This is a genomic window from Wolbachia endosymbiont (group A) of Cydia amplana, assembly GCF_964028495.1.
Lineage (GTDB): Bacteria > Pseudomonadota > Alphaproteobacteria > Rickettsiales > Anaplasmataceae > Wolbachia > Wolbachia pipientis.
Genome location: NZ_OZ034792.1, coordinates 524,060 through 539,283 on the forward strand (window position 1 = coordinate 524,060; position 15,224 = coordinate 539,283).

General features: G+C 34.8%; 9 protein-coding genes. 3 read left to right on the forward strand and 6 right to left on the reverse strand.

The annotated features are described in order from the left end of the window. Positions 1–175 precede the first annotated feature (175 nt). Complete coding sequence (locus ABWU40_RS02625; RefSeq protein ID WP_015588908.1) at positions 176–1,264, forward strand: IS481-like element ISWpi2 family transposase; 1,089 nt, start codon at positions 176–178, stop codon at positions 1,262–1,264. Positions 1,265–1,373: 109 nt separating this feature from the next. Here ABWU40_RS02625 and ABWU40_RS02630 read toward each other — a convergent pair whose 3' ends face one another. From ABWU40_RS02630 to ABWU40_RS02655, 6 genes are all read right to left on the reverse strand, one after another. Next, entirely contained in the window at positions 1,374–3,896 is a 2,523-nt protein-coding gene (locus tag ABWU40_RS02630) for an ankyrin repeat domain-containing protein (protein WP_353279324.1), read from the reverse strand. After that, the gene (locus tag ABWU40_RS02635; RefSeq protein ID WP_353279326.1) at positions 3,878–5,005 is read right to left on the reverse strand and encodes an ankyrin repeat domain-containing protein; all 1,128 of its coding nucleotides are present in this window, start codon (positions 5,003–5,005) and stop codon (positions 3,878–3,880) included. The genes ABWU40_RS02630 and ABWU40_RS02635 overlap by 19 nt, the downstream gene beginning before the upstream one ends. After that, the gene (locus ABWU40_RS02640) at positions 4,986–5,405 is read right to left on the reverse strand and encodes an ankyrin repeat domain-containing protein (RefSeq protein ID WP_353279328.1); all 420 of its coding nucleotides are present in this window, start codon (positions 5,403–5,405) and stop codon (positions 4,986–4,988) included. The genes ABWU40_RS02635 and ABWU40_RS02640 overlap by 20 nt, the downstream gene beginning before the upstream one ends. 651 nt (positions 5,406–6,056) lie before the next feature. Beyond that, positions 6,057–9,467 (reverse strand): cytoplasmic incompatibility factor CifB, encoded by a 3,411-nt coding sequence (locus ABWU40_RS02645; RefSeq protein ID WP_264685593.1) that lies wholly within the window; start codon positions 9,465–9,467, stop codon positions 6,057–6,059. Positions 9,468–9,480: 13 nt separating this feature from the next. After that, on the reverse strand, positions 9,481–10,920 hold the full coding sequence (locus tag ABWU40_RS02650) for a cytoplasmic incompatibility factor CifA (RefSeq protein WP_264685594.1): 1,440 nt from the start codon (positions 10,918–10,920) through the stop codon (positions 9,481–9,483). Positions 10,921–11,183: 263 nt separating this feature from the next. Next, entirely contained in the window at positions 11,184–12,101 is a 918-nt protein-coding gene (locus ABWU40_RS02655; protein WP_264685595.1) for an Rpn family recombination-promoting nuclease/putative transposase, read from the reverse strand. Between the two features lie 199 nt (positions 12,102–12,300). Between ABWU40_RS02655 and mutL the strand changes: the two genes are divergently transcribed. Together mutL and ABWU40_RS02665 are read left to right on the forward strand one after the other, a co-directional pair. Continuing rightward, positions 12,301–14,163 carry a DNA mismatch repair endonuclease MutL gene (mutL, locus tag ABWU40_RS02660; RefSeq protein ID WP_353279332.1) on the forward strand — a complete coding sequence of 621 codons (1,863 nt, stop codon included), beginning with the start codon at positions 12,301–12,303 and terminating at the stop codon, positions 14,161–14,163. A 68-nt stretch (positions 14,164–14,231) separates the two neighbouring features. Next, on the forward strand, positions 14,232–15,170 hold the full coding sequence (locus ABWU40_RS02665; protein ID WP_342068465.1) for a helix-turn-helix domain-containing protein: 939 nt from the start codon (positions 14,232–14,234) through the stop codon (positions 15,168–15,170). Positions 15,171–15,224 lie beyond the last annotated feature (54 nt).

A 15,224-nucleotide genomic window follows, 5' to 3' on the forward strand; every position in this document is an offset into this window, starting at 1 on the left:
ATTAACTGACAGAAGAATTGAGGTAGTCAAAACTAATATCAGGCTCTTGTGTAATGCTACTAATATTTTTCTGAAAAGCAATATATTTGCTATCAAGAAAAGTGTATTAAATAAGACTTGACCTGACACTTTAAAAAAGTAAGTTAAAAATAATAAAAATAAAGGAGTGTTAGATATGAGTACAATACAGACAAAAATATTAAAACCAAAGCTAGGATTATTAGAACTAGCAAAACAACTAGGAAATGTGTCTCAAGCATGCAAAGTGATGGGATACTCAAGAGATACATTTTATCGCTTTAAGGAGTTATATGAAAATGGAGGAGAGGAAGCATTACATGAAATAAGTAAGAAAAAACCGCTATTAGCAAACAGAGTTTCCGACGATATAGAAAGAGCAGTGATTGGTATAGCAACAGAATTTCCAGCATATGGGCAAGAAAGAGCTGCAAATGAACTGAGAAAAAGAGGTATAATAATTTCTCAGGGAGGAGTAAGGTCTGTATGGCTAAGAAATGACCTTGAAACTCTCAAAAAGAGACTTAAAGCACTAGAGACAAAAGTAGCTCAAGACGGAATCATTTTAACTGAAGAACAACTTGCAGCTTTAGAAAAAGTGAAAGAACAAAGGGAAGCTCATGGTGAAATTGAGACGCAACATCCAGGTTATTTGGGTTCTCAAGATACCTATTATGTGGGCAATATCAAAGGTATAGGGCGCATTTATCAGCAAACTTTTGTTGATACTTATTCCAGAGTTGCAATGGTTAAACTTTACACGGACAGAACAGCTATTACAGCTGCAGATCTTCTCAACGATAGAGTTATTCCATTTTTTGATGAGCAGAAAATTCCATTATTACGCATTTTAACTGATAGGGGTACGGAGTACTGTGGCAAGCCCGAAAATCACGCTTATCAGCTTTATTTGGGCATAGAAAACATCGATCATTCTAGAACTAAAGCCAACTCTCCACAGACTAATGGCATATGTAAAAGGTTTCATAGAACCATGCAAGATGAGTGTTACAATATCATCTTTAGAAAGAAAATCTACAGTTCTTTGGAAGATCTACAGATTGATGTTGATCATTGGTTGCGTTCTTATAATGAGACAAGACCTCACTCGGGTAAATATTGCTATGGCAAAACGCCTATGCAAACTTTTCTTGATAGCAAATATATTGCTTTTCAGAAAAATATTAGTAGCATTACACAAGAGCCTGATATTAGTTTTGACTACCTCAATTCTTCTGTCAGTTAATTCTTGTCTGTCAGATCAAATCTTGTCTTTTACAGGCTGAACAGATACAAATAAGACAAATTTCTCAAAAAATCTTTTAAAATGTTAACTTAACATCACCATCACTTCATTATAGAGAACGGCCTACTGTTTCTTCAAGACTTGAAGCTTTTCTCATTTTTTCGCGCTTTGCCCAAGGGCCCACTTTTGTTGCATCAGATTGACTAATTGTTTCAGAACGAATCAACTCTCCAGATCTAGTAAAAAAACCTCGTTCAATAGCATCACGTACTGAACACCCACCAAGCAAACATTTTTCCCCTATTCGTTCCTCACAATTCTGTAATTTTTTCCACTTTTCTTGATCTTCTACTTCTACCTTTATTAGATTTTGCTTATCAGGGTATAATCTCACTTCCAACTCTCCCAAGCCAGTATCGAAAGTCAATACTATATTACTACCATCTGCTAGGCCTACATAATTCCTTATAGCGTTTTCCGTTATAATTTCTACCTCACTCTTACCTATCTTTATTATATTTCTTCCGTATTGTACACCTTCCTGAGTGATACCTAAACCCCTTGCTCCATTTGTAATCTTTGCAACATCTACTTTACTATCCTGTGAATATTCAAGACAGAGAGTAGAGTTGTCGATTTTTACGTCTCTTACCTTACCACTTGTTGCGCTTTGAACGATTGTTATGAAATCTAAAGCACGATTCTCATAATCTGCATAAGCGTTTTTCATATTAGCTTTGTGGCTTTCAAACTCTTCCAGTTCGTCAATTACATATATACTGCTTATGTTGTACAAAATTGCCCCTTTTGATATCAATTGACATACTATACCACTAGCAACCTCTATATTCCTTGAACCTTCGGAACTCTTTCTTAATTCACTAATCTTTCTTATCACAAAATCTGTAAAACTATATTCCTTTTCATATACCTTTCCGTATATACTACCCTGGTTAGGAAAGTTCAGCCTTACCCCAAGTTCTATAGCTTCGTTTACAACGCGTTTTAACTCATCTATATCTTTGGATTTATTTACCCTACCCAAAAATATTTTCAACTTTTCCGACTGATCTAATATTAAATCATCCCATAGAGTTCTAAGCTTAGGCAAACGTTTTTTGTCCTTCCACTCTTCGTAATCAATCGCTCCTGCTTCTAGCAGCAACTTTTTTGCTTCTTTGAAATGAGTTTCATTACCATAACAAGCCTCCCTAATCTTTTGAAAAACTCGAGACTTTCCTTCGCAATCATGGAGATTGAGAATCTCTTTAAGACCTTCATTTCCTTTGTGCTGATTGAAAAACTTTCTTAGTCGATTAGTGTTAAAGCTATGACCGCAAACACCTTCTAAATCATTTTTTGCTTCCAATTGCTCCTGAGTTAAAAAGATCTGTTCTAAAAGATTCACTTCAAAAGGTTTTTTGTTAATAATTACAATGTCTAGAGGAGTTTTTCCTTGTCTGTCAGGTTGACTACGTGCTCCTTTTTTCAGAAGCAAAGGTATATTTAAAGTATTATAATAAGCAGCATAGTGCAAAGGTGTTTGCCCTTCACTGTTAACTATGTTAGGATCAGCACCAGATTTTAAAAGTAAAGTCATAAATGCACTAACTGCACAACCTATGTCTTTTTCCACTGCTAAATACTCCATACCTTGTATTACATGTAGTATTGTCAATTTGTATTCTCCCCTTTGAAGATTGAGAACAGCTTTTAGATCATCACCTTTGTTATCGTGTAAAAAGTCCTCAAACCTTGTAATGTCACAAAATGGAAAGTCTGTAAGAAGATTTAACAGTGCCTTATTCAAATTTTTTTGGTTATCTTTTAAATCAGGTACGTTGAAAGACCAATCAGATATTAAATTTTTGAATTTTTCCCTTTTAATAATAGAGGTCAAAGAGCTGTTATCACTAAGCAGCAACGAGTATTTAATTGACTCATACTTATCATCTACCCGCCCCTCCTTCTGTTCTACCTTTACCTCCTTTAAATACTCTGTATCATCATCTTTAATGCGTTTAGCTAGATCCTTTAAAAATTCAATATCTCTGTTTTCCAGTAAAGGGAATGCTCCCTTCTTCATGAGAATCGAGACCATTTGTGTACTTCGTCCAGCTAAGTATAATGGAGTGCGCCGTTTTTCATCTAACGCATTGACATCAGCCCCATTGTTTATAAGATACTCTACTATTTTTATTTTTTGGCTCAAGACAGCATGATGTAGAGGAGTGCTTCCGTCATTATACTTCTTATTAACACTTGCTCCATTTTTTATTAGGATCTCTACCATTCTTGTGTTCCCTTGTGAGATAGCATAATATAATGGATCACGATTGTACGCATCAATTGTGTTAACATCAGCTCCTCCTTTTATAAGGGTTTCTACCATTTGTTTGTTGTTTTTTAAAACAGCAAAACTTAATTGGCAAAATGTACCTGGATCTACTTGTTTTAATCTCTCTTCTATTTTACTAACTACATTACTCTTACTTAAACCAACATCAGCGTTAGCAGTACTTAATACTTTCTGCAATTTATTCAATTCCATAACTCCACCTCGGTTAAAAATACTACGCACCATTTTTACACCCATGACATAAAATGCAAGAACTAATATGACATGCAACATTCGTCCTTAGGCATTTGAGGTAAGCTTTGCCTATTCACTTCACATTCATTTAGCCTACTACTAGGCTTTAATACTGCATATGTAATGCCACCAGCAATGGCCCCAACAATCAATGCAGCAGTAGCTGATATTGATAAACTAAGATGAATAGCAATACATCCAATAGCTACACTTGTCAACATGGTCATTATGCCTACACAGAAACTGGTCTTTATTGCTCTATTAGTTATAGTTAGGTGTTTATTTTCTGTCACTTTTTGATACTGTATCACATTTTTATTGTCAGCCAGACTTCCCGAGGTTTTGGGACACTCCCTTACTCGAAGACTAAGATACTTAACTATATCTTTGTAACCATTGGAATCCGCCAAATCGGAAGGAGTCTCACATCTAAAGTTTTTTACATCAATAGTAGCCTTTTCTTCCTCTACAAGATATTCAACTATATCGTAGCGATTCATTCTAGCAGCTTCATGTAATGGAGTATCGCCATTTTTTTTGCTTACTACATTAACATCAGATCCCTTTTCTAACAGAGCTTTAACTATGCCTAAATAGCCCACCTCACAAGCAATATGCAAAGCAGTGCATCCTTCTTCGTTTCGTGCTTCAAAACTAGCTCCTTTGTCTAACAAAAATTGAACTACTTTCAAACGACCATATCCAGCAGCTTCATTTAAAGCAGTATCGCCGTCATAGTTTGTTGCATTAATATCAGTACCTTTGTCTAATAGAGCTTTAACGATTTCTAAGTAACCCTTTCGAGCAGCAATATGCAAGACACATTTGAAACTATTCTTTCGTATGTCAGCATTATTCATTTTGCCCAATAAAAACTGAACTATTTTCAAGTTTCCCCCTATAGCAGCACAATGCAAAGCAGTGCATCCTTCTTCGTTTCGTGCTTCAAAACTAGCACCTCTTTTTAACAGAAATTGAACTACTTCTAATTTGCCTGCTTCAGCAGCAATATGTAAGGCAGTGTCACCATTATATTTTTGCGCATCAACATCAGTACCATTATCTAGCAGAAATTGAACTACGTTTAAGTGACCCATCTGAGCAGCAATATGCAGCGCAGTAGCGCCTTCATTGTTTTTTACCTCCAACAGTAGCCCCTTTTTCTAACAGGGCTTCAACGATTACGAAGTGGCCCTTGCTAGCAGCAAAATGCAAAGGCGTGTTACCATCGTTGTCTTCTGTCTCAACGCTAGCTCCTTTGTTTAATAGATCTTGAACTTTCTCTAAGGAACCATGAAAAGCAAAATTAAGTAAGTCAGTATGTATATTACTTTCGTGTACACAATGCTCATCTGTTTTTAAGTGACTATCGAGCGTAGCTAAATATGAATACGTAATATTTTGATTAACTTGATAAATTGGTATTGTCTGTGTTGCATAAAAACCTTGTTCTTTTGACCGCTTTTCTATTCCATCAACCATACTGTTCTCTTCTAAATCTGCTTGAATATTTATTGGATTAGATACTTCTTCCAATTGATTACCCATAACACTACCTTAACTTAAAAACTTATGTTTTAATTATTACGCAATTATTATAATTAGCAATAGTTTTATATTTTTTCAGAATTACAAATTTATTGTATTCAGATATAGGAAAATACCTTTTGTCTCTAAAAAACATTGCAACCAAGTATTACAAAGATTTCAATTATTTACTTCTTCAAAGATCCCAAAAAGATCGTATCTTTGTGAGAACAAGCTACGTAAAAGTAGGGTTATGAAAATAGGAACTTGCAATCTTTGCAACAAAGTTAGGGAAATTAGTTCGTATGTGGATTTAGCGAAAGTGAGCCAATGTAGCTGGTTTTGGCATATAATAAAATTATAATATAAAAAAGTTCGCACAGATCATTTGGTAGACCATCCCATCCCAAAACGAACAATTCTCAGCGCCCTTGGTTTTAACCACTGAAAATGGTCACATTGTTTAAATTTATTAATGCTATATACTACCAAATTAATAGTTGCTCATTTAAGAACCTCCTTCAACTTTACCCAACTCGACACATATACTTTTTGAAAAATTGCTGCAAGTAGAAAAAAACAGGTTACCCACCTTAACTTCTTTAAATTTGCTCACAATCTCTACTTGATGCATAAGGTTTTTGTTACACTCCTTTCATCTACCGATTACCTCTACCTACCGCCTTTACCTCTGCTAAGGTCAGAAACGCGACTAGCTTCAGGACCTTCTAAACTCGACTGTGGCAGGCCACCAAAATTACTGTAATCACTAACACTAAGCGATATAGGTGCTTCTACTGGTCCACACCCTCCTCCTACTCTGTGATATCCTAATTCTAGATAAGTACGTAGCAATGGATCAATTTGTCCTCTATTTTGAATGTATGCTCGCAATTGCACACCTTGAAATCCCGGATCATTCCTGAATAATTGTGAAATGCCCACTCTCATGTTCTGAAAGTAATTTCTATCTCTGTTGGGGTGGTCTCTTCCAAGAAAATCGCGTATTATATTTATGATATTCTGCACTTGCCCAACAGGATTTTCGTTTAGAACTCGATTAATATCACTAGCATTTTCTAATGCCCATAAACCACAATTCCAACCATCTGTTTGCTGACTAACAGAAACATTATTAATCCTGATATTATTATCTAAGTTATTTTGAATGATATCAGTAATACCACCTGGGACAGCAGTAGCAGTTGAATCAGCATAGTACCCAACATAGTTCCCATTTTGATGTTCAATCACTAGTGTAACCCAATGAGTATTATTTAAAGTAATGATTAAAGTTAAACGCTGTTGTTCTTCATTTTCCCTAAATTGATTTAACACTCTAACAATGTGCTCGTTACCGTCATTCCTTGCCAAGTTAGCTACTTCAAAAGTGTGATTACCTTCAGTACGAAGCTGATATTGCAATCTTCCAGCGTGAGCTATATCAATTTGTTGAAGCCAGTAATCATAATGTCCATTTCTCGTTGCAAATTCTAGTGTAAGTAGATCATTTACTTCTATCCCTTGATTTCCAAGAATATCTCTTATTTGTCTTCTTATTCCTTGTGCTGTAGGAATGGCATTACCACCTTCTCTTATTCTTGACCTTAGTATTTCTAGGAGTTGTTGTATACTACCTTCGAAGGTAATAATAGTAACACATCGATTATCACCTAGATCAAACGGTAAAATCCGATTCCGTCCGGGATTTTCTCGAATATAATTTATTAAATTTTCACGAGTCTGATCTGATAATAGACCCTCTGGTGGATTTTCATCAATAACACTATTAGGCCCTAATAGCCCTCTAGTTCGTCCTGAAGCATGACTGCGGTCAAACCTATGTATATATAGTTCTTGTGGAACAGATATAAGATCTTCTACTCTCTGTGCACCTGCATTAAATACAGCATAAGATAAAACCACCTCATTTCCAGGAGTAATGGGCAAATATCCTCTTTGCTTGTCCATAAGTCTTGTTATTTGCTGTTCTGCATTACGTCGCTCTTGTGCTAATGCTTGTTGAGTATTAGCAAACCCTAATACATATCCAATTGGATGAGTATCTTCTGGATGATTTATTGTAGATCTCAATAATAGAAGACCTAATCTCTGTTCTGTAACTCTTGTACTTACTTCTCCTGCCATTCTTATATCAGGACTATACGTTTGACCTACCTTGTATGCAGTAACCACTTTATCAGGATTGTCACAAACATAAAATATACTGTGCAGTATAGAACGAAATTTGTCATTGTTACTTACATCTATTATTGCATTACCATTCATATTATCTGGCATTAACACTCTAGAAATAGCTCTCAATAATTCTCTATGCTGAGGTATACTTTGCCACCCATCATTCATAACTTGATTCAAAGTATTATGTACATTTTCAGCATTAGGCACTTCTATAAGATTACCATCAAAAGAAGCATACCTAGTTATACGTAGGTAATGATCAGGCGAATTAAATCTATCTAATAGAACATTTAGTCCATATTGATCATTAAGTATGTATGTAACTCTATTCACAGCACCATTATAACCTGGTGGTAGAGCGATGGCTTTTACTGATCGTATATCATGGGGATTTCTAATATCAAGTATAACTATAGGAAAGCCTTGAGCATGGAAGACCATAGTTAAAGCATGTTTTCTTAAATTCTCATTATCATATCTAAATATGTATTTTATTACTCGCAGTCTATTGTTTTGTATTAATACCTGCTCGTGATCAAAAGCACTGTTCCCAAAAGCAAAACCAGTTATACAATCAAGTATTCTGTCACGATTTTCTGCATTTCTTGGTATTTCGATAGGAAAATGTTGAAGCAAGAAATCTATAACATTTTCTCTAATGCCTCCATCTTCTACACACTCAAATAATCTTTGTACTAAAGGAAATCTATTCTGTTGAAGCTCTGCTATGCCAACCCTAAAAGGGGCTAGATGTGAATTAAAATTTAATCCAACACAAACAGCATATCCTGATTCAGTATGCACAGGTATAAATGAAGAAGCATGTAATCTTTGAGCGTCACCTCTAGCGCGTTCTAATGCAAACAATGTTCTCCATCCAATATTAATAACGATAGGAATGTTTTCTCTCTCTGCTTGATGGTGTACAAGAAAAGCAACGTACGAATTTACAAGAGATAAGTTAAGGTCAATATCTATTGTGCAAAGATGACTAAAATTCGCTAAAAAACCTAATAAAAACCCATGACTCTCAAACTTTTGATTGCGATCTTGAATATCATTTTCTAATGTGCCTGCGTAATTACGATAGATTCGAGTTATATATCTAAAAATTACTGTGCTATTGTCTCGTAAAGTTCGTACAACTCCACTTCTTAACATTTCCGCAAAGTTATCAATTCTTTGTTGACCTAGTGCAATTTGCACAAAATCGACCAACTCATCAAGCTGTCCATGCTGATTTTGATCGAGGTCCATCCCTTCTATTTCCTTAATTGTTAATTCGTGATCTTCTAAGAGCACTCTAATAAGATTGATTTCAGATGCTGAATATTTGGCAAATCTATCTCCACCTCGAGAATCTTTTTCGCGAATTTCTTCAAATACTACTGCTCCTTTCTCTCCCTGGCTCTTGCCTTTCCCATGCGTACACACTTTGTATTGCTCAAAACTTAGGCCTTCTTCCCTTAAATCCCGATTTTCCCGTCCAATCTCTTGCACTAGAGAATTTTTCTCCCTTTCACTAAATCTTAACCCATCACTATTAGGGACATCAGAGATGCTGTAACACCTGACAACTCGCTTTTTACCAAGGGATTTATTAGTTAAAACTGCAACCTTCAGGTTTCCTGTACTTCTATTCCTACCATCTGTATCAATACCATGATTATCAAAACGAATATAGACTCTCTCATCTGGAGCTAAAATACCTGCGTCATGTGCAGTAGCAAACATACTGAAAAAGAATACAGGAAGGAAACGACCTGTACCCACGTGATACAAGAAAGATGGACATTGATCTAAAAAGGATTCAAACTCTCGTCTAAAACCTTCAAGATTTTTATTGACCAAACTTCTGATAAATCCATCACCATTATTCATATAATATACCTTTCTACTTGCTACGGCGAGAAAAATCACTTACACCAGGGGTTCCAAGAATGGATTTTGGAGCATCACCAGAACCATCATGTCTAATAGAAAGACTAGAATCTTCAGCTTCCACTATGGATATGGACCGTCTTCGATAATCACCGGAACCATCATCTCTAGGAGGTAAAGTTGCTTTTTCTAACTCAGAAAACAATTCTTTTGCGAAATTACCGTAGTCTATATCTTCTTTCATTCCTTCTCTACCACATAATCTAAGGTCTTCTATCATAACTTCTTTGAAGGACTCAAACTTTTCAGGAAAGCAATCCTTGGCAAATAACATTATCTCTAATATTTCTTTTTTTTCATCAGACTTACGACCAGATCGTTCCCAATTAACCACTAACCCTGCAAGTGCATTTTCTATAGGAACTTGGAAGTTAGAAGTATCGACAGCAGCCTCCTTGTGTTTATAAAAGCGATCACATCTCCACATTTCCATAATAAGAGATCTAGCTTGAGCATTAAACTCAGGATTTTCCAACATAACATTTGAAAGTGAGGAAAGAAGAAGTTTATATTCTTCATATGAGAATATTTTCTCTGAATGATCTCCGCCTCCACGTTCTGAAACTCCTTTATAACACCAGCACTGTACTAAATCATGCACTGTATCAAAAAAATACGAATCTATTAATTCAGCAAAAAGGGAATATACTCCTTTATCTTTCTGCGATAATTTCTGCAAAAGAGTATCTTTGTCAGCTACCTTATTTACACAAAAATCTAAAATAGGAGCATCTTTCTCAACAGATTGAACGCGAGACAGAACAAGAATAGTGTCTGTAAGCTTCTTCTCTTTATCTTCTTCTTTTAAATGATTATAAAAATACTCTACTCCTTCACTCCACTTAAGTCTTACAGCACTGTCAAAACCTTCTGCTGCATTACCAGGTTGCCTTAATTCCCCAGATTCCTTATCTATCCAGAAACTTAGTACAGGATCTTCCCTTTTCATCCCATACAAAAGTGAATTTAGTATATATTTATTATCATCTTTTACAGGACGACCATTACCATCAACTGCATTAGATGAAAAACTTCTTTTATAGGAATCAAATTGCTCTTCAAAGAGAGAAGGAATTTTATCTACTACACAGTATCTACAAGCCATATCATATCTGCGAAGCGGATTATCAATTTCTCCTATTTTCTCTTCAGTTAATCTTTGACCTAAAACAGCATTATCTAACCTTGCACCTGACCAACAATTTTCATTTTGGAATATATTGTACAAAAACTGCAGCTTATCACCCTCAAAAGATTTAATATTCTCTATATAGGTCTCCGCCCACCTTTTAATAGCTAACTTCCTCCCAGCAGCAATTTCAGGATCTGTATGTTTTATAATATCTTGTAGATTTTTAAGTAGTGCAGCTTGACGCTTTGTTTCTATTGGCATTTCACCCCCTATAAAAAATATTTACTGCATTATGCAAAAGTTAGAATCAAATATCAACACTAAATTTATCAAGAATAAGAAAAATTTTATGAAAAACATTTTCTATATTTAGATATTATGCGTTTAACTGATACGTAGAATTGGTGAGAAAATCAAACAGGCCATAGCGAGAATAGCGAAAGAGTTAGATATAGGCTCTAGACTAGTGGATAAAGAAATATAATAAGTTAAAAATGGACAGAGCTTTAAGGGAGTTGCAATACTTAGGCTTTTTCTTTAAGTTGTTCAGTTTCATCTATCGAAAGGCCGGTAGACTCAGCTATTAAGTTAACAGATACGCCAGCTTTCAGTAAGTTTTTTGCAACTTCAATTTCCCTTTCTTTTCTGCCTTTTTCGTGACCGATTTGGATGCCTTCTTGTCTACCTTCTTGTCTACCTTCATGTTTAGCATCATCGAGTTTTTGAGCAAGGACAGCCTGTTCATCACGAATACGTTTGATCTCTTGTTCATAGGCTATAAATTCTTTTTCTGACCAGTTGAATCTATTTAGTTCTTCATATGCTCTTTTAATTATTAGATCACTTCCTATTATTCTCTCTAGCTCTTCTTCACTAGTTTCGTCTGCATATCTAAAGAAGTAGACCCATTTTTCAACTATACTTGAAAGCTGATCTTCTTTGGTTTTTGGAAATTTAGGCAATTCAATAAATATAAAGTAAAAATCTTTTAGGTCATGTTCATTAGTATCTTCATCGCGAATAGTGTGCTTTGATTTATACTCAGACTTATCAGGAAATAAAATACAGTCTGCTATAGCAATAAAGATAATTTCCTTAAGGTCATGATATTGATCGCCTTTGTCAGCCTGTCTTGAATAAGCTTTAGCGGCATAGTATTGGGCACGTTTTTCAAAGCCTTTAGTTTTAGCGACCTGCATTTCGACTATCACTTGCAGCCCATTTTCATCTCTACAAAGAACATCAACAATGCTTTGTTTTTTAGAAGCAATATCAGGGTCTTGAATAGTACTTAAAAACTCTATATCCTGTATTGCATTTTTTCCAGCAAAGCCGAGAATATCATTAAGAAAGTGAATAAGGATATCTTTATTTTTTTCAGTGCCAAAGATGCGCTTGAACGATATATCATTTTTTGGATCGAGAAACTTCGAAAGAGCCATGAGAAAGTAAGATAAAAAGCATTAATAATTATACACAATTGTGAAGAAATATTCAACTAAAATTCAAACCACAGGAGATAACATTTCGGGCTGGGTTTTTACAACTATTTCTGTTTTTAAATTAGTTGAGACATCTAATAGAGAACTTGATTTGCATTGATATTCAAGCTATATCCTGATAAGACTGAGAGTTGGAAATATGGCAATAATTCTTTTAGATACAAAAACAATAAACCGTATAGCAGCGGGTGAAGTAATCGAAAGGCCAGCAAGTGTAGTAAAGGAATTAGTAGAAAATGCAATAGATGCTGGAAGTTCAGAGATAGAGATCAAAATAGAAAGTGGTGGGCGTAATCTTATAACTGTAACAGACGATGGAAGTGGAATAGAAAAGGAAGATTTGGAACTTGCGTTTATGCGCCACGCTACTTCAAAATTAAGCGATAGTGAGTTAATAGAAATCAAGCACCTTGGGTTTAGGGGAGAAGCTTTACCTTCAATTGCAGCAGTAAGCAGAATGAAATTATCGTCTAAGGCAAGTGGAGCAAAGGAAGCATGGTCTATAAGGTATGAGGGAGGAGAAAAAGTAAGAGAGATTACCCCTTGTTCTTTGTTGCAAGGTACATATATTGAAGTTCGTGACTTATTTTTTGCTACACCAAATAGACTAAAGTTTCTAAAAACCGAAAGGGCAGAAACACAAAGTATTGTTGATATTGTGAATAACTTAGCGATGATTAATTATAGTATTGGGTTTACTCTCACTTCTGGTAATAAAAAGCTCTTAAAATATGTTAAGCAAACTTCGCTGTTCAACAGATTATGTGAAATAGAAAAAGAATTTCAAAGCAATTCACTGGAAGTTAAAGAGGAAGAAGAAGGCATCAAACTTAAGGGACACATCTGTAAACCTAATGTCAATCGTGGCAACTCAACTCAGATTTATACGTTTGTTAATGGAAGGCCAATGAAAGACAATCTACTTGTTGGTGCAATTAGGTATGCGTATCACGATTTTATTCCAAACAATAGGTATCCTTTTGCAGTGTTGCATTTAGAAGTACCATATGACCAAGTAGATGTAAATGTGCATCCAAATAAATCGGAAGTAAGATTTCAAAATAAGAGGTTAATATATGAAATAGTGAGAAGAGGGCTAATAAAAGCGTTGTCAATGAGAATAGGTACCTCTTCAGTGAGTGATATTGATGGATCTAGGTGTCAAGGTATTGGAGAAGAACTGGGTGGTTCGCCTTTTGATGTTAGTGAAAGTCAAAGGAATAGTGAGCGTGTTAATAATGGAAAAAGCAGAGAAGTAAAGGGTCAAAAAGAATTTTACGAAAGGAAGCCAAGTCTTTTAGAAAATCGTCTAATGAAAGAATTCAATGCACCAGATGAAAGAAAGCGAAGCTTATCAGGAAGTTTTAAGTATGAAGGTATAGAGAAATCTACACCACAGAAAGGAGTTATGGTTCTAGAAAGAGAGCAAATTGATTTAATAGCGGATCATCCTCTAGGGTATGCACGCTGTCATGTCTACAATACTTATATTATTGCTGAGGCTAAAGGCAAATTGATTATAGTAGATCAGCACGCAGCTCATGAGAGATTGATATACGAGTGCTTAAAGCAAAAATCAAGCATAAAAAGACAAAAACTTCTTCTTCCTGAAATAGTTGAGATTAAAAACCAAGCTGGAATGGAGATGGTTAAAACTTATAAAGATAAGCTTTTTGAAATGGGTTTTGGTATTGAAATAGAATCAGAAGATAAAGTAAGGGTAAAAGAAATACCTGCAATCTTGGGAACAATAGATATAAAAGAGATGCTAGTTGATATAGTAGATAAGTTAATGGAAATAGAAGATACGCTACCAATAGAGGATAAGGTGAACAAAATATCATCCATAATCGCTTGCCACGGAGCAGGAAGAAAAATGAAATTGGAAGAGATGAATGAGATACTAAGACAAATTGAGAAAACTCCATATTCTGATCACGGAAGACTAACGTATATAGAAATGAAACTAAGTGATATAGAAAAATTGTTTGAAAGGAGATGAGTTCAGTTTGTCAAAAAGGTTCCCAATTAAGTATACGTAACAGCTCTTCTGGTTATGGAGTATAAAATGTGAAAAAAGAGAATAAATGCTCTAATTTTTTAGATTACAAAGTAATAGGACAGGAAGTAAGAAATCGTAGATTAGCAAAGGGATATACTCAAAAAGATTTAGCAAAAAAAATCGGAACAACATATCAGGTAATACTGCAATATGAAAAAGGAACACGCAGAATTTCAATTAAGAAGTTATATGAATTAGCAGAAGCATTATCAACAACTGCTAGAGATCTAGCTTGCGGACAAGAAGTATCAAATGAGGAAAGGTATGAGGAAGAAGAGATACTAAATCTAGTAAGAAGACATAAAGAGATTAAGGACCAAGAATTACGTGAAACGTTTTATTTATTAACTAAATTCATCCGTATTAGTGAGGAAGAAAGTGGAAAGGCAGTAAAAATAGAAGTGGCAAAGGGTTTAGTTAAGGAAGGAGTTTCTGCTCATGTTATCTCTCGAACAACCAATTTATCTATTGATGAATATGATAATGATGAGAAAAAAATTTCCATTCCGTATAAAGTAGGTCAAAGAATAAAAGAATGGAGGTTGAGAAGAGGATACACTCAGGAAGATTTAGCAAGTAAAGTGGGTATAATAAATCAAAGAATATATGAATATGAACAAGGACGAGCTGGTGTTTCACTTGAAATGTTAGATGAAATAGCAAAGGTACTATTAATTAATATTACAGATCTGCTTCCAGAAACAAGAGAAAATGAGAATAGTGAAGCAGAGCTATCAAGGTTAATAGAAGAATACAAAAAGATTAAAAGCCAAGAATTACGTCATGTACTCATAAAATCTCTGTTTGAAAGCATACAAGTTTGCAAAGAGAAAGTGAAGAGAGTAGAAAAGATGAAAATTGCAAAGAATTTAGTTAAGGAAGGAATTTCTATCAATATTATTTTAAAAACAGTAGGCCTCTCCTTGAACGAAATTCAACAAATTTAAAATAAAAAATCAGTATATATTAATATCTTTACCTATTCATGAAAAAATAAGTAA

Excerpts from the sequence above, each read along its gene's own strand:
- ABWU40_RS02630 (WP_353279324.1), bottom strand. The coding sequence starts at position 3,896 with ATGTTGCATGTCATATTAGTTCTTGCATTTTATGTCATGGGTGTAAAA.
- ABWU40_RS02640 (WP_353279328.1), bottom strand. The coding sequence starts at position 5,405 with ATGGGTAATCAATTGGAAGAAGTATCTAATCCAATAAATATTCAAGCA.
- ABWU40_RS02655 (WP_264685595.1), bottom strand. The coding sequence starts at position 12,101 with ATGGCTCTTTCGAAGTTTCTCGATCCAAAAAATGATATATCGTTCAAG.
- ABWU40_RS02645 (WP_264685593.1), bottom strand. The coding sequence starts at position 9,467 with ATGAATAATGGTGATGGATTTATCAGAAGTTTGGTCAATAAAAATCTT.
- ABWU40_RS02625 (WP_015588908.1), top strand. The coding sequence starts at position 176 with ATGAGTACAATACAGACAAAAATATTAAAACCAAAGCTAGGATTATTA.
- mutL (WP_353279332.1), top strand. The coding sequence starts at position 12,301 with ATGGCAATAATTCTTTTAGATACAAAAACAATAAACCGTATAGCAGCG.
- ABWU40_RS02650 (WP_264685594.1), bottom strand. The coding sequence starts at position 10,920 with ATGCCAATAGAAACAAAGCGTCAAGCTGCACTACTTAAAAATCTACAA.